The organism is Paenibacillus sp. P4_A9 (assembly GCF_056402415.1).
The window spans coordinates 1-22644 of record NZ_JBFUHL010000051.1; the positions used below are offsets into that span (position 1 = coordinate 1).

Genomic DNA, 22644 nt, shown 5'->3' on the forward strand with positions numbered 1-22644 from the left:
GATTCTCGTTCTCTGGACGTCTCCATATAAACTCTCTAGTAAGCAGCTCCAGTGAATCACACTCATATGCTTTTGTTAAATCCAACCCAAATTGGACTTCATCCTCAGTGATTTGGCTAAAAAGAATTTCAGAACGATACTGTTTGCCAAAGCCCTGTTTACACCCGTTTACTATGGGAACAGAATGTCCATGAGAGCCAGCGTTTATCAGTTCATACCGATATTGAGGTTGAAAATATTGTTTGGTATATACCCCGATACCGATATCTGCCAGCACATTCTCACCATCAACATGTAAAATAAAATGGCCCAAATCGTTATGGTTATGCGGCTCTTCGTTGTAACCGCCTTTGGCTGCAAATGCGGTCATGCGTCCGCCCTGTCCCCTTACTTTCGAAATGGCCCACTGATTACCAGTGAAAATCTGTTCTTCTACACCTGCTTGATCTTCTGCTTGTTCCGCTGGGTATGAATCTGGCGACCAGAGCATAAGCCTTGCGGCATCCACCCAATTCGTAAAGCCCGGGGCGATCCGATATTCTTCATCAGGCAGACGGAGTGAAGGCTCATATTGCTGCAGACGATGAATAAGACCGGGATTGAATTGAACACTATCCCACGAATCCGAGAAATTGACAACTTTGCCGCCGGACAACATGCAGAATTGAGGGAACTGCGCGATGTATTTCACCTTCTCATCAGAGAGAAGCGAAATTCTACCGTGCGTAAGCTCCTTTAATAATTCAGCGAAATACACAAACCAAGAGAAGCCAAATTGCCAGTAAGCAGGTCCTTCCGGTGTGGCTCCTTGCTCGTCAAAGCCCGAGAAGTAATTGCGAATCACGCCAATCACACGCCATAGCATTCCGGCCAGCTTCTCCCTGTCTTCAACTAGATAAATGGCAGCCGCTCCAATACTGGATGCGCACACGGCAGGCCAATTGTTTGTCTTCAGCTCCCAGTTTTGCGGAAGTGGACTATGGAAATAGACTTGAAAGATACGTCGTTCTATCTCCTCCTTCACGCGATGAACGACCCATGGATGTAAGCGATCTCCATGCAAGCTGACAGCTTCTGCCAAATGACATGCGCTGTACGCCGCAAATAGGTCCACGGTTTCACGTGGCGGAACTGGCTGATCCCAGATACCATTAGGATAATCATTATGATATAACCCCACATGTTCAGGCAGTACCCACGTATATTCATTACAAACGCTCCATATCGTATTGTTCAGACCTGTCATCCATTCTGCTTTATCTTCCGTCATGGCAAGCAGGCTGAACGTATGGATTCCGGCAAACAGCTGACTGAACTTGGACCCGAATATATTCACATTTCCCGTATCGCCAAATAAAGTAAATTCAGAGAATTGCGGAGATCGAGCAGGCTCTTGGATTAATTGGGCTGCTTTCTCTTCCAGTTTCGTCCAATAATCAGCATACTTGCTATCCTCTCTTGCCTTCCTCCACCGTTCCGGAGACTTTGTTTCTGCAAATAAGGAACGTGGTAAGTGCTGCGTCTCCTCTAAAGCATTCTTAAGCTGTCGAAATGTCAATTGATTCAGCATAGCTTCTCCTTCTCTCCTACTTTATGGCTTACATTTATATGGCGCAGGAGGGCCCTGGTCCTTCCCAAACTATTGTATTCCGCTTTGCTATTACTTATTGAATGGTGATGTCATCGAAATATGATGTATTCGTATTACCGGTCCACAAATCACCAATTACAACGCGATTGAAGTTCGTAACACCTGTCGGAGAAGCGATGAGCACCCCTTCGATGTACATATCTAGTTTAGTCTCTGAAGTATAATCCCATTTGAACTCATGCCAGTGGTGGTTCGCGTTACACTGGCCACAGTAAGGGTACCGCCGACATAATGAAAGCAGTACGATCAGGGACTAAGCCCCTGATCGTGTTTGCAGCAGCGTTATCTGGACCAAGCTGAAATGATAGCATTCGCATCTGCAGTCAAGACTTGCTTTACATAAGCTGAGATCTCGCCAGACTTTGTATTCTTAAGAACCTTCAGAACATCTTGCATTTGCTTTATCGCCTGAGTCGTGTGTCCTTTGCTATATTGGTCAAGAGACTGGCTGAATTGGTTAGTAATTTGCGCTTCCAATGATCCTGTTACTTCCCCTGTTGCCACAAATCTTTCAATCAGCTCCTGCATCGAACCTGTGTCAGTTGCAACTATTACGTTAATCGGTTGGAATATGTTCACATTTCCAGCCAGATCCGTTGCAACTATTTGAATTAAATGGATTCCTAGTTGTCCTGCCCAGTTCAACATATTTTGTTCAGTGGGTGCTACTACTCCATCTATGAGAATGGTTTGCAAGGCTAATCCAGACAATTGATCCTCCGAATGAACAAGCAAGGTTAACAATTGGCTGTCTACGAAAGCTGCCCTATCAACTAAGGGGCTACCATTCACAGTAATTACCGTTTTTGGTGCTGTCTTATCTACATTYACTGTAATYGTCTTAGAAGCTTCAAYATKTYCAGCGCGATCTGTTGACCGATAATTCAGCTCATARATTCCATCRCTAAGCAGAAGCGGAGAGGTATACGSCACGAATCCATTCGTCGATTGCAGCCCGTAAACGCTTTGCAATACGGTCAATGAATACTCAGTAGACATTACGCCGGCAACATCGTCTTGAGRTTGAAGCGATACAGTTACATCTGTAGTAAACCAGTCACCTGAGCCCTTCGCTCCATCCAAAATTGCTTGCGTTGACGGTGCAATGCCATCTGGCGTTCCAATTGCTTCATTGGAAATTGGGCTTTCTCCAGCTGAATTGTAAGCGCTGATCGCGAAATAATAGGTGGTTCCATTTTGTAGTCCCTCTATTGTAGTGCTGCTTACATTACCAACAGGAACCGTTGACGTGTATACCCCGCTGGCTGTTCCATACTTGACTTTGTATCCTGTTGCTCCGGAAACACTGGTCCAATTCAAAGTTAACTTTCCGTTTTCAGCCGCGATATTGCTTTGAGTCGGCGCTGCAGGAAGATCCATGATCGAGATGTCATCAAAATAGCCAGTTACCGTAGTGGGCGTCCATAAATCGCCGAGTACGATCCGCTTGAAGTTCGTTGCACCAGTCGGTGAGGCAATGAGCACTCCATCGATATACATTTCGAGTTTGGTACCTGATGTGTAATCAAACTTAAATTCGTGCCAGCCGGTGGTACGGGTCACACTGGTGGCTGTATAGGTACCTCCGATACGAATTGAATATTTGGTTGTGGATGTCGGCGTATTGACAAAGATACCTCTGACATTAACACCGTCGTCTACAAAAGCGCCAATCTGCCAAGTCTTTGCGGTAGCTGTGTCGTAGAACCACATGGAGACGACTTTATTGTATGAAGTGTCAAAGCTTTGCTGTATCGCATCCTGGTCTTGATTGATCAGGTAGCTATTGGAGCCGGAATGCGTTTGAGCGGAGCTCAGCGATGGTGTGCCGTATACTGTCGACCAGTTGCCCAATCCGTTCTCGAACCCGTCGAACTCATAGATCGACTGATATACAGGAGCATTTGCATCCGGCACTAGCCCTGCATCATCGAAATATGCTTCACCTGCACCTGCAGACGTTTTCTTAAAGTAGATTGTAGCGCTCGTGTTCGTTGCCCCCGTCTTAAAAGACACCTTAACAAACGTCCAGGTAGAGCTGGTAGAAGTAGTTGACTTTTCCGTGCCGCCAAAGTCCTTAACCCCAAGCGCTGCTGTTTCCCCAGCCGGTGTTCTCAACCAGCCTCCAACGACATAATTCGTATTCGGCTGTAGACCTGTAATCGTCTGAGCGACGCCATCTACGCCCCCGCTGAGCTTCAAGCCATTTAGTTGCGACCTGGATATTCCCGCATTCGCCGCTTTGCCCCAGTGGTTATCGTTAATGACAGCTGCATTACCGGCGTCCGTAGCGACCCAGCTCGACAAGTTCCCATACTCGAATCCACCATTTACAACCTTATTCATGAAGGGCGTCGACGTTCTTGTATTACTCGGATTTGGCGGGCTTGCAAAATTATGACCGGCCGTCCAATCCGTGCCGCCGTATTCATACGCTCCTATATCAGGTGCGCTTCCTACATAACCGTCCGTTATGCCAGGTATCACAATTCCTGCATCTTTCGCCGGCGAAGTAGACAGTAAGTGATAGTCACGACCAGCTTCATTGACAAATCCGGGAGCGCTCGTCAGATTACTGCCATATGTCGCATATGCCGTCACTTCCGGGTCATTCCCCTTGGTAATGTTGTTGAAGATCCGGTCTCCATACATATCAGTCGCAAACGGATTCCCCGTAGCATTTGCCTGGATGGCAATCGCATTCGTCCAAACTGTATTGTTATAGACTAGATTATAGCTTGATGGAATATTTAGCTGCAAGCCAGCGTTGTTCCACATGACATTATGATGAATGATGAAATTAGTCGTGTAGTTATCCAAATAGATGCCCGGCTTCGTGCCAGGTGCTTTATTGTCATGGACATAGTTATGATGAATTTCTGTATTCTGTCCATCTGTATTCGGTCCGTACAGCATTCCCAAGTCATCCGACAACCAGCCAGCGTTGTAGACATCGTTATACTGAATATTGTTTGCGCTCATCCCGCTGGAAAAATAAATCGTTACGCGCCCCGCATCCGCCACCGTGTTATGGCTGATCAAGCTGTTTGCGCCCTTCAAGTTTACAAGCCCTTCCCAGTACGGTACGTATCCTCCATGATGTATATAGTTGTTAATCACGTCGTTATTGGAGCCTTTTACCGTAATAAGACTACCAGAGCTGTAGGCGAGCTCGCTGTCCCGCAGTACGTTGTAGCTACCATCAAGTGTGAACCCAAGATTCGTCTGTTCTGCCGCCGTGGTGCTCAGCTTGTTATGCGACAAGTACTTCGCCACGATCTTTTGGAGCGTAATATGGTTCGATGAACTGTCGGTCAAGATCGTAGAGGCTATGGTTTGAATCCCGTCAATCGTAATATAGGCTTTGCCAGAAAGATCGAAGGAGGTACTGCGGCGTTTCGCGTCTACCGTAAGGCTGGAAGGATCCACGCTGCCAGGTGCCCAAAGATATAGCTGGCTATTATTAGAGTCGTACCACCATTCACTCGCTGTGTCTAGGGCCGCTTTGATCCCGGACAAATAATAAGGATCTCCGGATGCAGGTGAATATACCCCAGTTGACACTAACAGCGGGCCCAAGGTGAGCTTTTTGGCCACCGAGTCGAATGCGGTGATCGTAGGCGTCTGGACGAGCCAGCCGGAACCGCTTTCAATCCACATTGTAGCTCCTGTCCAGAAATCATTTCCCCCTGGAAGTGCTGCATCGATAACTTGCGCGGCATTGGTTCCCGCGTCAGCTGACGCCCGGGTCGGACTCAGCATCGTGCCCGTCTGATTGGGCCATCTGGCTTCGTCCATCATAGCGCCATTCACAAACACTTGATTGCCAGCTCCTAAGGTCCAGTTCATCGGCGCCTTGTATATATTCCCGCTGTCTTGCGTCCAACCCGTAATGAGATCGTTACCGCTTACTACTACAGTTTCACCATTATAATTCTGATAAGTAATATTGTTGCCCGTGATTCCTGAATTGGCGGGGGTGACCGTTTCGCGGTATGTACCTCCGCGGATATACACGGTATCGCCTGCGGTTAAAACAGATGCCGCCTGCTGTATGGATTTGAACGGCGTTGAGAGAGAGGTGCCGTCGTTGGTATCGCTTCCATTCGTGTCGACATAATACGTATTTCCTGCTGCTTTTACGATTGATGCTTGTGGCGCTACAACAAAGACAGGCAAAATCATTAGAGAGGCAATCATCAACTTGCTTAATCTGCTTTTCCATCCGCTGTTTAACAATTTCATCAATCATCACTCCTTCATCAATTCCCTTATAAAAAAAGGAACATACAGGAGATGAAAAAACCATTTCCTGTATGTTACAATGCAAATCTAAATCATTATTGCCATTGCTTCAAATACAAACGGTTTGCCGCTTCCGTCATGTCATTTCCGAGTTCTTTCTTATACTGTTCAATATATTTGTCAAAGTCTTCCAATGATTTGGTTCCGATTATTACTGTTGCGAACATTTGTTTGAACTCTGCCAACTTCGTATTCACTTTAGGAGTCAAATCTTCGCCAGACGGCGTTTTCAAAGGACCATTGACTTTCGTGAAATTCCAATCGTTGTTCGTTCTCGAATAGAGTCCCGACGCATCTTCGGCGTATTTCTTTAAATTGTCGATGTAACTCTTCGCATTAATTGTCTTCGAAAAGTCCCAATTCTCCCCACCCGGCATGCCCATGTTGAAAGCTTCTTTTACAAAAGTATCAGCATTATTCATTTCCTTCTTGATGACAGGCAGACCATCAACCATATCATACGTTTTTCCTAGAGTTCCTCGGGATACCATCATTTGAATATCTGCATCTGTTCTGAGCTTATCTACAGCGCCCATAACGGCATGCAATTTATCCGGGTCTTTCTCTAATTGCTTGCCGAATATCATAGGTTGATTCAAAATAAGTTCATAGGTTCCAAGAGCTGGCTTCGCATTGGGCTTGGCTTTCGGGAACGGAATCCATTCCATTTTAGCCTGTGGGTTTTTCGTGGTTGTTTGTTCCCAAATGGAACCTGGATCGAACGGCGCCGCTATTTTGTTGGCTAAAGCTGCATATTGATAAACAACCGTATTCCCATTAATCCATTCATTATTTAGAGCAGCGTTGTCCATTGTTACGAATTCCGGATTGATATAGCCTGCTTTATACCACTTGTTTGCTGTTGCCAATGCTTCACGCATTTCGGGCATAAAAGCGGAATAGGCCAATTTGCCGTCCTTCATTTGCCAAGTATCGAAATTCACACCGTATGCAGCAAGTAAGAAATATAATGTTTGTTGTATCGCATCTTTGCCCCTAGCTGTGATTGGGAACTTGTTCGGATATTTTTGTTTGAAGGCTTTAAGGAAAGCTTCCCAGTCATCCACGGTTTGCGGAGTTTTTAAACCCAGTTCATCAAGGACATCTTTCCGGATCACAAGCCCGTAAGGATAAGTAGTTGATTGTTGGCCAGCAAAGAAGCCCGCCATTTTGCCATCTACCGTAAAGCGACTAAATACTTGTTCTTTTGTCATACCAGCTGCCTGATATTGCTTGAGTGCAAGCGCATACAAATTCGGCATATATTTCTTAAGATCGTCTTCCGTGAACTTAGCAGATGCATTCTTCAATAGTTCTGAATCTCCAGTAATATTCCAAAACACATCTGGCAAATCATTGGCTGCATAAAGCAGATTCAACTTTTGAAGCATGTCTGCATCAGGTGATCCCGTAATGATTAAGTTTTGACCCAGCTTTGCGTTAATCGCTTTCATGTTTTCTGCATCAGGGCTCGGCGTGAAGCGGCCAGCAAACATTTTAATATCGTACTTTTTTGCTACTGCTGGTGTCGCTGCTGCTGATGCTGCAGCTGAAGCTGCCGGCGAGCTAGTCGAATTGTCTTTGGCACACCCTGTCAATGCAGATGCAAGGAGTAAGGATGAAAGCGATGCTGCTACTACTGTTTTTTTAGACATTTATGAACCCTCCTGTTTTTGGTAAAAATTATATATAAAGGTTTACACCGATATACCATTATCCTTTTACAGCACCAACCATAATGCCTTTAACAAAATATTTTTGCAGGAACGGATAAACGCATACAATCGGAACGATGACAGCCATAAGAATCGCAGCTTTAACGGATTCCGGCGAATACTGCTGCCCCTGCATTTGCATCTCATTTAAGTTAATTAGACTGCCCGCACCTGACATTTGATTGGCATTATCCAACACTTCTCGAAGTACGATTTGCAGTATTCTGATTTTCCCGCCAGTCGTATACATCAGCGCATCAAACCAGGAATTCCAATGAGCAACCATCGTCCAGAGCGTAACTGTCGCAATGACGGGAGCGGATAACGGGATAACGATACGGAAGAAGATCAGCAAATCATTTGCTCCATCGATTCGAGCACTTTCTTCTAGTTCTTCCGGTATGGAGTAGAAGAAATTTCGCAGAATGATGATATTCCACGCACTGACTAAACCGGGTAAAACCAAGGCCCAAATCGTATTAAACAAATGCAGGTTTCGAATTAGAAGATAGGTCGGTATAAGACCCCCGCCAAAGAACATTGTAAACACGACAATCCACATCCAAAACTTGCGCCCCCATAATTGAGTCTTTGCCAGTGGGTAAGCAAGCATAGCGCTTACAACTACTGTCAAAAAAGTACCCAATATGGTCCGGTAAATCGTCCAATAATACGCCTTTAATATCGTTCCATCGAAAAAAATTCGCTTGTACGAGTCTAGCGTTGGATGGATTGTATAAAGATGTAACCCAATAATTCTCGCTTCATCTGGCTTGCTAAGCGAGATAATGACTTGCTGCCAGAATGGATAAACGATGGTGAGGCACAGTAACAACAGCAAAGTGATATTAATCACATCAAACGACTTGTTCGCTAATGTATGTTTAGATTTCATTCCATTCTCCTTCTTTCTTTCGCATTACCAAATCGAATGATCCGTAGTTTTTCGCACGATCCAGTTCGTTGAAACAATTAGAATAAGTGCAACTACCCCTTTGCAAAGCCCGACAGCAGTTGCGAAGCTAAACTGAAAGCCTTCAAGGCCGATGCGGTACACATAGGTGTCGACGATATCAGACACTCCAAAAACAAGTGGATTGTATAAACTCAAAATTTGTTCAAAGCCGGCATCCAAAACACTTCCTAGACGCAATATGAACATGATGCTWATGATAGGCAGAAGACTAGGAAGCGTAATGTATAATAATTGTTTGAAGCGGCCTGCGCCATCAATTTTGGCCACTTCGTATAACTCGGCGTTAATCCCTGCAATGGCGGCCAAAAAAATTATACTGGCAAAACCAACCTCTTTCCAAATATCCGAACCGATCAGAATCGCTATGAAGGGACCTGGCTGCGTAAGCAGCACTTGTGTCTTCCACCCAAACAAGTTGTAAATAAAGCCATAGAGACCGTAGCTAGGAGAAAATAACTGAAATACAATTCCAGATACGACTACCCAGGACAAGAAATGCGGCAGATAGGATATCGTTTGAACGATTCGTTTCAACTTACTCGACATAAGCTCATTGAGCATAAGCGCGAATAGGATTGGAAAGGGAAATCCGATTACAATCTTTAATGCGCTGATGCGCAGCGTATTGTAGATCACTTGCTTTATGCTTGCTTGCTCAAAGATAGGCTTAAAATGTTTGAGTCCTGCCCACGGGCTCCCTGTGATCCCATCTATCGGATTAAAGTCTTTAAAGGCGAGTAGAATTCCGTACATCGGGCCATATTTAAAAATGATAAAGTATACCAATCCTGGCAGCATGAGGAGAAATAAATATTTTTGTTTCATGATTGTTCTTAGTGTTTGTTTAACTTTACTTTTCGGTTGGCTTTGAGTTCGTTCCATTGTTCCTGTTAACACAGCATGATTCATAGGCTGACCTCCTGATTTCTATAACTGAATTTGTCTAAATTTAGCGAAGAAATTAAAATAATAAAACTGCACATACTGCCATTGTTTCAAGTAGCCGTTTGCTCCTCATCGTATTTTTTCAAATTTTCAATGTACTGAGGAGCGGAGTATGAAACGAAGTACCGAAGACCCTTCTCAAACCAATGATTATCCCTTGAAGGAACATAAACGCTGTCACATTGGAAGTCTATTAAAGCTACAGTAGCTACCTATGTGATCTATCCTACCAAATAGAGGTGAATCTGGCTTTAGCATATGATATACTTTTTGCACGATTCGAGGATGAATTACGCGAATAAAAGGAGATAATGCAGAATTTTCGGAACAGACTCAGATTATATCCTTTCATGACATTCGATCACATGTCGTGGGTACATGCTTGTATCCCTTCCGTCCAGTAAGTCCTGCCACTTCTCCTTCGCTTTGCACGAGCCGAACAAAGTCACGCATAATGCCATGATCACCCCCGCCCCCAATGCTCTTAAACAATGCTACCTTGTCTGGAAGTTGATACTTCTAGACGGCCAAATTACTCTAAAGATTTGGTAATAAAAAGTTCCTCATAATCTTCGACTGTGAGGCCCATGGCTTCTGTTTCACTGTACTTGTAGCCTGTCATGATGTCATTCCTTTGCAAAGTATTGATTTTCAACACCTTTTAGAAAATTTGGAACATGCTCACGCAGTCGTTTGAACTCGACGGCATCCGCACACTCAAGGTTATACAGCCACAACTCACACTTGCATATAACATGATAAGGTCGCCAATAATAAAAATGCCCCCCCTAATTCTTGCGAATTTGGAAAGGACATTCAACTTAATCTTATTTCTTCAAGTTTTTGTCGTATACTTTTTGTGCTTCTTCGAGCACTTGATCGCCACCCATTTTCTTCCATTCAGTTACAAAGTTATTGAAATCATTTAACGACTTGCGACCGGTAATGAAATCGATATAAGTTCTCAATGTAAACTGTTTCAGCTTTTCTTGCGTTTCGTTATAAATCGGTTTATTAAACGGCGCCAGAATATCGATGTTTCTCGTTCCTTTCGCACGAGTGCCCTTTGCCAGCTGGCGTAGACTTATTTCCGAAGTATACGACGTTTGGAAATCGTAATCGTTAAACGAACCGGTCATCGAATAGCCGCCTAGACCTGCTTTTTTACGTTCTTTCTCATCCGTGTAAGGCGCATTATATTCAACTGTTCCCTTGTCGCTTAGTTTCCATTGCTTATCTTTTTCGCCGAAGTTCAATTTTTCATAAATTTCAGGTTCGAATTGGGTAGCTTCGAAAACTTGCATATATTTGACCAGTTTGTCTTGATCTTTCTCCAATTGCTTCCCAAACATAACTCCTGATGCATATGCCGGATTATATTGCGACATGCCGTACTTGCCATCTGGTCCTTTAATGCCGCCTACAATCGCAAAGTTGAACCCCGGATGATTCTTGGCTATTTTATCGTACCATTGATCTCCCCCGAGGAAGGCATTGCCTGGCATGAAAAACCACCAAAAATATTCGATGGCGCCGATTTTGTCGGTAAGCACTTTGTCTTCGACATTATTGGCCTTGTTGACAACAAATTCAGGGTCAATCAGCTCGTTTTTATACCAGCGGTTCAAAACTTCAAGTGCTTGCTTCGCCCCAGGTTCGATTTCGCCTCGAATGACTTTGCCGTTTTTCTCCTGGAAAATGTTCGGATAAGCGTCAAATGCGCCGAACACCGAGCTGAACATGCTTTCGATATTGTCGCCTGAAGATGTAATGCCGTACGTGTCTTTTTTGCCGTTGCCGTCAGGATCGTCGTTTCGGAACTTCGTCAAAGCGGTTTCCATTTCCTGAATCGTTTCTGGCGTTTTTGAAATACCAACTTTATTCAGCCAATCTTGCCGAAAGCCTAACTGCAAACCGTCGATACCTAGATCCCAGATGACTGGCAAGCCGTAGATTTTTCCATCTCTTCTAACGTATTTAAATGGATCGTCTCCGAGAAAGCGTTTTAACCAGCTCATATATTTCGGCATATTTTGTTCGATCAGCTTCTGCGGGATTTCTGCCGCCACGTTCTGCTGAAGGAACTTGTCGTATTCCGGAAACGATGGCTCTTTCCACCAATCAGGAATTTCACCTGAAGAAATCATGAGATTCAGTTTTTCTTTCATTGCTTCCCTTGTTGCGGAAGTAAAATCGATATCGACGCCAAACTTTTCCTTTAGCGCATTTATGCCGACGGAATTCGGGTTTTGATTTTCATCCAGGTTCCAAAACGTCAGCTTCACTTTTGGCTTAGGCTTTTGTCCGCTATCTGTGGATTCGGAATTTTGTTTTCCCCCGCTTTCGGCAGTATCTCCGGACGAATCGTTTTTGCTGCATCCAGCTGCTACACTCGTGATTAAAACCACAGACAGGGCTCCAGCCAACCAACTTTTTTTCTTCATTTCGAACCAACCCTTTCTATTCTTAAATATCTATTATTAGGAATTACCCTTTAATAGCGCCGATCATAACGCCTTTGACAAAATACTTTTGAATAAATGGGTATACAATCAGCATCGGAATAATCGAAAACATGACTACCGTCGCTTGCAGCTGTTTGCCGGAAAACTCCGTTTTGGTGCCCATATGTTGAATGACGCTGTTAATGTCCGCCATATTGTTTTGGATAATGATTTTGCGCAATACAATTTGCAGTACCTGTTTGTCCGGATTAGAGATATAAATCATACTGTCAAACCAAGAGTTCCAATGGCCAACTCCTACCCATAAAGCAATCGTTGCCAAAACAGGCTTTGATAACGGAAGGACGATTTGGGTGAAAATCCGCAGATATCCTGCCCCGTCAACCCGGGCTGACTCCTCTAATTCATCGGGAATAGATCGGAAAAAGTTTCGCATGATCAATACATTAAACGCACCAATCATGCCTGGAATGACTAGCGACCAAATAGTATTCAGCATGTGCAGCTGCTTGATTAGTAAATATGATGGAATCATTCCACCGCCGAACAGCATCGTGAATAAGATAAAGCTCGTAAACGTCCGGTTGAAGGGTAAATCTTTCTTCGCCAGCGGATAAGCGGTGATCGCCGTGAAAAATATGGATAACACGACACCAACAACTGTTCTGACAATGGTATTCCAGTAGCCCATCCATAACGCATCGAATTTGAACGCCAGCTTGTAGCTATCGAAAGTCAGTTGTGTTGGAAACAAGATGATCCCTGATGAATAAGCGGTACTGTTGACTCCTGCTCCGTCCAAAGAAATAACAACCTGCGACCAGAACGGATATAATGTGCAGAACGTCATGCTAGCCAAAATGAGGTATAAAAGAACGTCAAACATTTTGTCTCCAATCGATTTTTTAACATTAATCATCATTCTCGCTCCTTCACCCGATAAACTACCATATTGCGTGCTCCTTGCCGCCAATCCATTTAACGATACGGTTAACGACAATAATCAGGAATAGAGCAACGACAGATTTAAACAGCCCAACCGCCGTAGCATAGCTGTAGTTCAGCTCGATCAACCCTTTGCGATACACATACGTGTCAATAATATCGGATACGTTATACACTTTGGCATTGTACATATTGAATATTTGATCGAAACCCGCATCCAGAATGCCGGACATAGACAAAATCAGCATAATTGCAATGATTGGAACGAGCATTGGGATAGATATGTAAATCATCCGCTTGAACCGTCCCGCCCCGTCGATAACAGCCGCTTCGTACATTTGTGGGTCAATGTTAGATATCGCCGCAAAATAAATGATCGAACCCCAACCGAACCCTTGAAAAATGCTCGTAGCTACGAGAATTGTCCGAAAGTAGCGGTCGTCCGCCAAATATAACATCGGATCGCCGCCAAGTAGTTTCACGATCGCATTGATCGGACCGTCCAGCGAAAATATCGTAAAGAAAATGCCGGCCAACACGACCCACGATATAAAATGAGGCAAATACGAAACCGTCTGCACTACTTTTTTAAACTTCACATTCGAAATTTCACTTAGCAATAGGGCGAAAACAATCGGTACTGGGAACCCGAACACAAGCTTGTATAAGCTTATGACAATCGTATTTTTCAATACCGTGTAGAAATACGTATCATGGAGGATTTTATCAAAATGATGGAGTCCGGCCCAAGGACTACCAAGTATGCCCTGCGTAATTTTAAAGTCTTTGAATGCCAATAACAAGCCGATCATCGGCAGATAATGGAAAATAATGTAATAGATAATTGCTGGGATCATCATGATGAGAAGTACGCGGTATTGCTTGATTGTTTTGTTTTTTTCTGGCTTCAGCGTTCGTTTCGTACCGACTGTCGCCACAGTTTCGTTCATCGCTGTCATTCCCCGCTTTCTATAACCGTTCTAGAAGTGATAAACAAACTATAGCACTGGCGAGAAAGAATTAAATTATCAAATATTTTTGAAATGATTCAGTTTTTTACGGAGTTGAAAAAAAGCCTGCCGGGAGGGCAGACATAGGTGGAAGAATGGCGTAACTGATTCGTTGGTATCACGTTGAAGCATTCATGTATTGTGGGATAACGACGGTCATGACCGTACCGTGGCCGATCCGACTTTTGATTCCTATTCCGTATTCGACACCAAACCGTAGCTGCAGCCGTTCGTTGACGTTGTTCAGCCCGTATCCGGCTGACTGCATCATCAGTAACGTATTGACCGTCTCCTGCGACATACCCGGACCATTGTCTTCAATGGCGAATTCGACCGAATCATTAACGATACGGGTGCTCACTTGCAGCAGACCGCGCCCAGAAGTCTTTTGATTGACGCCGTGTTTTATTGCGTTTTCAGCCAACGGCTGCAGGATGAGATTGATCGTTGAATATTCATAAACTGCTGCATCGATTTCATAAACAACGTCAAAGTTATATTCGCCCATAACCTGAATAATTTCTATATACGATTTGATATTTTCCAATTCATCACGTATGGAAATGATATTGTTGCCCCGATTGAGCGCTGTTCGGTAAAATTTCGACATCGATGTGACAACATGGCTAATGTCGTGAGCATCGCTCCTCAGCGCCTTCCAATTGATGAATGAAAGCGTGTTGTACAAAAAGTGAGGATTGATCTGCCACTGAAGTGCTTTCATCTCTGCTTCTTTTTGCACAATTTTGCTGCGAAACGATTCTTCAATCAATTTATTCAGTCGGATCAGCATGTTGCCGAACCGATTCGTAAGCTCGCCGATTTCATCTCTTGACGAGCTTTGCACCCGCAAGTTCAAATCCCCCATCTCGACCTGCTTCATCATTGCATTCAGCCTGAAGATGCGCCGGATCATCGTTTTGGAAAATATCGATATAATGACAAGCAAGCTGACAATACATGCCAAGATCACAATCAGCGTTGCATTAATAATTGTTCCTGCGTTTGGAGACATTTGCCCGGCTGGTACGAAGCAGTACAATGTCCAATTCGTTTGCGGCATCATCTTTTTGACAAGAAACATCTCAGTTGCTCCAATTTTCACCATCCCTTCGCTCAGTTTCATCATTTCACTGGAATCGATGGTTGACGTTTGAATCGCGCTTTGGTTCGCGTAAATGATCCGGTTTTGTGCATCTGCGATGACAATACCATAATCCTGAGACATATCGGTCACACTTTTGAAAAAGCTATTGTCGTTTATGCGCAAATAGACTATACTCGTATACCGTTCCGCGAAAAATTTCGGGAATTTAGCTGTCACAAACAGACCTTTATCATAAAACCATTGATTTTCGCTTCCTTGCACAGCCTCACTGTACCACGGTTCGTTTTGGACACGTTTGTAGGAAACAACGGAATCGCCGTATTCCGGCACATTACTTTGCGTATAAAACGTTATTTTTTCAATTTCCTTGTCCAGGTTCATCATCATGATGAAATAAGGGGACAAGTAATTGTTCAAATCGCTCGACAGATTGACCAGATCGAGATAATCATTCGCGACGATTTTTTGAAATGTCCTATTGAAGACGATCGACCGGATCGAATGGTTGTACCGTTCGATAGAATTGTTGATGCTTTCCGAAATCGTATTGACGTTTTTGTCAATTCCTTGAAAAGCCTGATAATTAAGCATTTGCTTCGATTGTTTGTAGGCATATACGCCAAGAACCATAATCGGAATAATGATAACTATCAGATAGGACAAAAACAACTTTTGATTAAAGCGCAGCCGGTTGAATAGTCCGAATATGGCCCGTTTCATCGGTTACGCCTCTTCCCTGAATTGGGAAGGTGTTTTGCCGTAATGGTTTTTAAATAATGAGCTGAAATACGGAAAATTGCTGTAACCAACGTCTTGTCCGATGTCGACGATTTTTCGGTTTGTCGAACACAGCAGCTCCTTCGCCTTTTCCATCCGGTACAATGTGATGAACTTGTTAAGGCTGATCCCTATTTGCTTTTTGAACAAATGGCTTAAATAGCTTGGCGACAAATAGACTCGTTCAGCTAACGATTCCAAAGACAAATCGGTATTGTATTCTGTTTCAATTAGACGAACGAGCTCTTCAATTGCTTTCGGCATCGCTTCCGCGCCGGTTTCGCTGGATGATTCGTTTTCTTTCAAGATCGTCAGGACCACTCTGCGCAATTCGCTCAGCAATGTTGTCCTATAAATTCTTTCCAAATTCACCTTGAATTTATCCGTATTCTTTTTGGCAGCAGCGTCGAATATCGCTTTGACGATTTCTGAGCAAACATATTTGACGTAAATGACGGAAAAGTGATCGCTGTTCTGCAGCGCGTCAAACAACTGTTCGAACCGCAAGATTACGACATCAAAACGGCTTCGTTGAATGTTCAACCTTAATTCTTCCAGTGCATCGTTGACCGCTGCGGTCACATCACCTATGGCAAATGATGTGCGGTTTGACAGCAGCACCGTTCCTTCATCGAAAAAAAACTTATTTTCCAGCATCGTTTCCATCGCGTGATATTCTTTGTACAATTGTTTCACATCGTCCACCAAACCGCTGACCACAATACAAATGTCCCGTCCGTACTTGACCCGGAACCATCGGATCAATTGCTGTCCAAGCTCCGTTAAAGCTTCCAGCGATTCTTCGGCAAAAGCTTCCACGAGCAGCAAACCTTGAAATTCATTCAAATGGATGAAATCAAAGCCTCGACGAATCGTTTCCGCAAGCTGGCGTTCAAGATCGGGATCAAGCCGGTCGAAAACACGGCAGCGCGAATCCAGCATCAGCATCCGCACATAACCGTATCCATCGAATCCGGTGATCGGCATGGATTGCTCCCTGTCTTCATTCGCCACTTCGTCTTTGCCGAGAATGAGGTCGGTCAACAGCTTTTGCTTCTCATAACGTACCTCTTTAATATACGCCTCTTCCATCCGCTCCTGCTGCGCCTTCGAATTCAGCTCCTGTTCGCACAACTGAATGACATGGGACACAACCTTAATAAATTCATTCACCTGAACCGGTTTCAAAATATAGCGGATCGCTTTCAAATCGATTGCCCGCTGCGCATATTCGAACTCACCAAAAGCGCTCATAAATATAACTTTAACTGGCCGGCCGAGCTCACGTACCTTTGCCGCAAGCTGCAATCCGTCCATCCCCTTCATCCGGATGTCGGAAAATAATATATCAATGTCATTGTTTTCGATGAATGCAAGTGCGCTTTCCCCGCTGTTCGCTTCGCTAATTTCCAGGTTCAAGCCGTACTTTTCGATTAAAAACTTGACTCCATCCCGCTCGAATTTATCATCGTCGACCACGAGCATTTTCAACATCGTTCGCACCGCCTTTCGCACAAAAAAACCAAAAGTTTAAATGGCTTGGTGAGGAGATCGTTAAGAGCGAATAGCTCTTCAACCAAAGCCGGTCCCATAATAATAAGAGCTCCGATAAGTATTCTGCCGGGTATAGTTCCGAATAAGGCTCGTCCAAATTTTCTTATCATCTTGGTCTGGTGTTCCTCCCCCTTACAACTTAACTCCAACAATTGCGGCAAAAAAATGACACTTGCAAAACCAAATTCTTTCCAAATATCCGAACCGATCAAAATGACTATGATGGGACCCGGCTGCATAAGGAGGACTTGCGTCTTCCACCCAAACATGTTGTAAATAAAACCATAGAGACCGTAAGTAGGAGAAAACACCTGGAATACAATTCCTGAAACGACAACCCAAGAAAAAAATGAGGCAGATGTGATCAATCCTACCAAATAGAAGTGAATCTGGCTTTAGCAAATGATATATTTTTTGCATGATTCGAGGATCAATTACGTATATAAGGAGATAAAAATAAATAATTGTCGGAATAGACTCAGATTATGTCCGTTTCATGAAATTCGATCACCTGTCGTGGGTGCAGGCTTGTATCCTTTTCATCCCAGTCAGAAAATCCGACCTCGACTCCCTATTCACATACGTTTTATACAGGTGAATAGGAGCACCGTGCTATGGCGCTGTTGAATGATAATTCCTATAACGAAGTATCTATCCAGTATGACGGGTATTAGCAAGTCTACGTTAATTCGTGTAGTGAGGTAGCAACGAACTAATTCATATTTTTTTTAAACGCGCCCTTAACATTGGGACACTTTTTTACGTTCGACATGCTTCGACAGTCTATCGGTTTGTTAACCCGTCAATACTGTGATTAAAGTTATCTAAATCAAATAAGTGGGATTTCACACATGGGAGATTTGGCAGATTGACTCCGTTATTCCTTTTAACTAGATAGATCAGCTTAAAACAAATGCGATACCATCATAGATGGCTTCGCATTTGTTTGGTTACACGGATTTGTTCAATAGAGAATTAGAAACGACCCTGCGGACTTTGTGACTAATGGGTCATTTTTCTTTGTGCTGACATTTGATGAGCAATGTGTTTTAGTGACTTATGTGAGAATATCAACAGTAGCTTAATCAAAAGAAAAACCGCCCTAACAAAGTACTAATGGAGCGCGCTGTTGACGTTCCTCGACTAGTATGTCAGGGAATGTTTGTTCTCCAATTAAAAATCCATGCATCAAAATGGTATGGGAGATCTATGTTGATGTTAAGGGGCATTTTTGAGTTGTTAAAGCTATTATCTAAGTCTAGAAGTTGATACTTTCGGACACTTTTATGCTACTATTATTTCCTTTAAAAACCACGACTGCTTTGTTGTCCGAAAGTTAGTCTAGAACAACTTGTATGAAAGTCTTACAAATTTTTAGACACAAGATAAAACATGGAGTTTGTCGGATATGAACGAGTATTTCGATAGCCATTCCTTGTCTATTGAAAATCGTTAATAGAGATTGATTTTACCTTTCCATATCCTTGGCCTCTACCATCCTTAAGTCTATTCATCTGCGTTTTGCGTATTGCACTACCTTTATTCATCATTCATTCCCCCTAAAATAAAATATGCGTTCACCCAATGGAGTGAACGCAACTGCTGACTAAGGACAAATGTCCCATATATCTTGGTACTATACAATCTCGCCAAATAGATCTTGGTTCTATACTTCATTTCAGATCAGAACTTTATTTGTCACTTCAAAACTTATTTGTCTACTTCAAAACTTATTTGTCAACCGATAGCTGTCATCCCCCCGTCCATTGACTTTCCCGCCCCAACGTAATAAAATATTTGTACGTAACATATACTTTGTACACGGAGGCTATCCACTCCATGCCACTAGACAAAGAGATCCAAGACAGCTACTACATCGAGTCCCCTGAGCAGGCAACTGTGCTGCTTAATCCGCTTCGCGGCGAGATCATCGCCCAGCTCTTAGAACCTGGCTCCGCAGCCGAAGTGGCGCGCACCTTAGGCGAGACTGCTCAGCGCATTAATTATCACCTTAAGGCGTTGGAGAAGGCCGGCTTAGTAAAGCGCATAGGTACACGCCAAGTGCGCAATTTAGTCGAGGTGCTGTATCGATCTATCGCCAAAACCTTTGTACTCGCCGAATCCCTCAGCATGAAGCCAGAAACCTTGCAAAAGCTGAAGGATCAGAGCTCTCTCGCCCACCTTGTGACGACTTCCGAGCGAATTCGCCGAGATGCCATGTTACTGATGGAGCAATGTGACGAGGGGGAAGTGATTCCGAGTGCGACGCTACAGCTTCAAGTACAGCTATGCACGGAGCAGCAGCGGCAAGCGTTTATTGAGGAATATGCCATGATTGTCCAGCAGTTGGTGGAGCGTTACCCAGCTGTTCAGGATACGGCTCAGGACGCATACCATGTTTTGCTAGCCGTTTACCCCAAACCGAAGGAATGAGGAGGCATTTGCCATGAGTCTTGAGCATGAAAAAGAGCAAGAGAATGCAGCCAATCAGCCACAGCGGGATACAGCTCCGTCATCAGTATCACCTGTCATCGCATGGGAACAGCCTGTTGCACATATCTCAGAATCCGCTAAAACAAACGTGATCTCCATCGAAACCTTTCGCCGACAAGACGCTACTCCCATAGAAACCGAAGCAACAGTTACTGTTCGCGAGTTGATTTCTTATCCAAATGAAGCCCCCTACCGACTGATTATCGTTTCTTCCGGTTTTGGTCAGAAGGTCACGATACCCGCGACAACGATTCATTGCAAAGCAGCTTAATGGCATTAACAACTTAATAGCTTAAATAACGATTTTTAATTTGGAAAGGATGATTTCAATGAGCTTCATACCTATGGTTGTCGAACAAACCGCGCGCGGAGAGCGCTCATACGATATTTACTCCAGATTGCTGAAAGACCGCATCGTATTCCTTGGCACAGAGGTTAATGATCACGTAGCCAATGCGATTATTGCCCAGCTTTTGTTCCTAGCCGCGGAGGATCCTGAGAAGGATATTTCACTCTACATTAATTCACCGGGTGGTTCTACTTCAGCAGGGCTTGCGATTTATGACACGATGAACTTCATTAAGCCAGATGTATCAACGATTTGCGTAGGGATGGCAGCATCCATGGGAGCCGTTCTCCTAACTGCTGGTGCTCCAGGCAAACGCTTCGCGCTTCCGAATGCCGAAGTCATGATTCACCAACCTTGGGGAGGCGCGCAGGGGCAAGCGAGTGATATTCTTATCCGCACGCAGCACATTCTCAAAACACGCAGTACGCTCAATCGCATTCTTTCCGAAACGACCAAACAACCCATCGAGAAAATCGAACTGGATACAGATCGCGATTACTTCTTGGAAGCTAAGGATGCGCGGGAGTATGGTTTGATTGATAAGGTGATTGAGCGAATCCAATAGATTCAATCCACACAAAAACAAAAAGCGATACGCTAACTGGTAACAGTTTGCGTGTCGCTTTTTCAATATTTCACTGGATGCCCTTCTCTCTTGATTAATAGTTGTGTCCTGCCCCAACGTCATCGTATTTGGCATCCGAATTAAACGTGCGAAGCCCAATACTTCCTGTGGAGATTGAACTATCGGTCACTCCACTGATTTTCTTCACATCATCCAGATAACCATCGAGGACATTTTCATTCATCACTAGCTTCAGCTTATACCAAGTGTTCAAATTAACGGTAACCGATGTTTCCTGTAGTAACGTAAAGGTACCGCTAATTTTCTTATACAGCTGAAGCTTATCCCCCGTATCATTTAAGCGAAGCATATAATAATTGTTGGCATCCTGATACCGTCCAATGACCCCTGCCCCACCGTTGGCGGTTGCTATTTTCACCTTCGACTCTACAAAATAGTTGTGCCAAAGCGTGATCCCATTCGTCACAATACCTTCCCCTGTTGTTGCACTTTGTCGGAACACTTTAGAGCCATCGGTTACCACGCTCCAGCTGCCAAGTCCCGTTGTCCAGTCTGTTGCATTGCCGTCTTCAAAGTTATCGCTGAGCAAATCAGCGGGCGGTGTGGGAGTTGTGCCGTTAGGATCTTTTTTGTATGCGCGGAAATAATCAACGGCGAACTCCTTGGGATAAGGAATTGTTGTATCCAGAGGCCCCGTCCATCCTGCATTTTCATAGATGCCTAAATAGAAATTCATCCGATAATTCGGCGAGTAGGCATACGTGCGTTTGAGTTGGTTATCCACATAAAGTTTAATCCCTGATGCATCCCATTCCATCGCATAAATATGATACTCCGTCGTCATGTCGAACCCCACATTAACAGATGCAGCCGAATCCGTTGCATTCTGATCATCCCATTTGTAGAAATTCATCAAGGTTTGCTGCACGTTACTGCCAGGATGCTCCGAGATATCGACTTCCAGCTCTTGCCACGCCTCGTCTTCGACACCGGTTGCCCAGAAAGCTGTATGCATGCCGCTGCCTTTCTGCGACTTGGCTCTGACTTCAAAATAACCATACTTCGTCGCATATTTAATATCTGTCGGGATATGTTGATACAGATCATCCAAATGCAGATAATCTTTGGCCGCCGTTTGAATCGAAGAAACCTTGGTCGTTCCGCCTACCTTATAGGTCAGTTGGTCAGGCAAAATTTGAAGCACGATAGCCCCATCTCTAAATATGTAGTTGGCTTGCGATCGCTCCGTTGTTGTCCGCGCTTCTAGAAACTTAGGAATCCACAAACTCTGGTTCAAACTCGTACCATTAAACTCATCGTTCGTGTCTAAGATCCAACCTGGCTTACTAATTGGATTAGCTGGAAAATCAGCCGCCTCCGCCTTCGGTGCTTGCAGAACTTGTGGAATCAAAAGCGCCGCGGCCAAGAGGAGTGCCCCCGCACGCTTCATCATTTTTCCCCCTACCTTTTTCCTGACCATCCTTTCATTCCTCCTACCGCAAATTGTAATCGCTATCATGTTATGACGATTGGCGGGCTGACATGCTCGTTCATGCTTGTCCATGCAGAAAAAAGAGATCCTCGTGAATGGCATTCACGTAGATCTCTTTGACTTCCCACCCACACCTGATGTGGCAGCTGTGTGCATTATCCCCACTGCTCAGAATTTGAATCGACCATTGCTGATACCGTCCAATGACCCACTGCTTGCTGATCTGAGCGAGGGGGATAGTGGCGATAGGTACCTTGATGAGCAAACAAGCTT

The 22644-nt window shown here is 44.2% G+C and carries 16 protein-coding genes; 3 read left to right on the forward strand and 13 right to left on the reverse strand.

Annotation, left to right across the window (positions count from 1 at the left end; translation table 11 throughout):
* From AC1DVJ_RS23775 to AC1DVJ_RS23825, 11 genes are all read right to left on the reverse strand, one after another.
* Positions 1-1570: hypothetical protein (locus AC1DVJ_RS23775; RefSeq protein WP_477593987.1), on the reverse strand; the 1570-nt coding region annotated here is incomplete at its 3' end.
* Between the two features lie 94 nt (positions 1571-1664).
* Positions 1665-1790 (reverse strand): hypothetical protein, encoded by a 126-nt coding sequence (locus AC1DVJ_RS23780; RefSeq protein WP_477593989.1) that lies wholly within the window; start codon positions 1788-1790, stop codon positions 1665-1667.
* Between the two features lie 143 nt (positions 1791-1933).
* Positions 1934-5896 (reverse strand): FIMAH domain-containing protein, encoded by a 3963-nt coding sequence (locus tag AC1DVJ_RS23785; RefSeq protein ID WP_477593991.1) that lies wholly within the window; start codon positions 5894-5896, stop codon positions 1934-1936.
* Between the two features lie 95 nt (positions 5897-5991).
* Positions 5992-7611, reverse strand: a complete 1620-nt coding sequence (locus AC1DVJ_RS23790; RefSeq protein WP_477593993.1) for a type 2 periplasmic-binding domain-containing protein — start codon at positions 7609-7611, stop codon at positions 5992-5994.
* 58 nt (positions 7612-7669) lie between these two features.
* On the reverse strand, positions 7670-8566 hold the full coding sequence (locus AC1DVJ_RS23795; protein WP_477593995.1) for a carbohydrate ABC transporter permease: 897 nt from the start codon (positions 8564-8566) through the stop codon (positions 7670-7672).
* A 24-nt stretch (positions 8567-8590) separates the two neighbouring features.
* On the reverse strand, positions 8591-9556 hold the full coding sequence (locus AC1DVJ_RS23800; RefSeq protein WP_477593997.1) for an ABC transporter permease: 966 nt from the start codon (positions 9554-9556) through the stop codon (positions 8591-8593).
* 863 nt (positions 9557-10419) lie between these two features.
* Positions 10420-12036: an extracellular solute-binding protein gene (locus AC1DVJ_RS23805; protein ID WP_477593999.1), complete on the reverse strand. Its 1617-nt coding sequence runs from the start codon at positions 12034-12036 to the stop codon at positions 10420-10422.
* Between the two features lie 43 nt (positions 12037-12079).
* Positions 12080-12976 carry a carbohydrate ABC transporter permease gene (locus AC1DVJ_RS23810; protein ID WP_477594002.1) on the reverse strand — a complete coding sequence of 299 codons (897 nt, stop codon included), beginning with the start codon at positions 12974-12976 and terminating at the stop codon, positions 12080-12082.
* 25 nt (positions 12977-13001) lie between these two features.
* A complete protein-coding gene (locus AC1DVJ_RS23815) occupies positions 13002-13952 on the reverse strand; it encodes an ABC transporter permease (RefSeq protein WP_477594004.1) in 951 nt (316 codons plus the stop codon).
* Positions 13953-14130: 178 nt separating this feature from the next.
* A complete protein-coding gene (locus AC1DVJ_RS23820; RefSeq protein ID WP_477594007.1) occupies positions 14131-15840 on the reverse strand; it encodes a sensor histidine kinase in 1710 nt (569 codons plus the stop codon).
* Between the two features lie 3 nt (positions 15841-15843).
* Positions 15844-17391, reverse strand: a complete 1548-nt coding sequence (locus AC1DVJ_RS23825) for a response regulator transcription factor (RefSeq protein ID WP_477594009.1) — start codon at positions 17389-17391, stop codon at positions 15844-15846.
* Positions 17392-19290: 1899 nt separating this feature from the next.
* On the opposite strand from AC1DVJ_RS23825, the gene AC1DVJ_RS23830 reads away from it, so the two are divergent.
* From AC1DVJ_RS23830 to clpP, 3 genes are read left to right on the forward strand one after another with little or no spacing between them, the layout of a single operon-like run.
* The gene (locus AC1DVJ_RS23830) at positions 19291-19884 is read left to right on the forward strand and encodes an ArsR/SmtB family transcription factor (RefSeq protein ID WP_477594011.1); all 594 of its coding nucleotides are present in this window, start codon (positions 19291-19293) and stop codon (positions 19882-19884) included.
* Between the two features lie 13 nt (positions 19885-19897).
* Complete coding sequence (locus AC1DVJ_RS23835; RefSeq protein ID WP_477594013.1) at positions 19898-20215, forward strand: hypothetical protein; 318 nt, start codon at positions 19898-19900, stop codon at positions 20213-20215.
* Between the two features lie 58 nt (positions 20216-20273).
* Positions 20274-20858, forward strand: a complete 585-nt coding sequence (clpP, locus tag AC1DVJ_RS23840) for an ATP-dependent Clp endopeptidase proteolytic subunit ClpP (protein ID WP_477594015.1) — start codon at positions 20274-20276, stop codon at positions 20856-20858.
* Positions 20859-20952: 94 nt separating this feature from the next.
* Here the strand turns inward: clpP and AC1DVJ_RS23845 are convergent, their stop codons facing one another.
* Complete coding sequence (locus AC1DVJ_RS23845; protein WP_477594017.1) at positions 20953-22359, reverse strand: glycoside hydrolase family 16 protein; 1407 nt, start codon at positions 22357-22359, stop codon at positions 20953-20955.
* A gap of 70 nt (positions 22360-22429) precedes the next feature.
* Positions 22430-22636, reverse strand: coding sequence for a hypothetical protein (locus AC1DVJ_RS23850; RefSeq protein ID WP_477594019.1), 207 nt, complete (start codon positions 22634-22636; stop codon positions 22430-22432).
* Between the last annotated feature and the right edge of the window lie 8 nt (positions 22637-22644).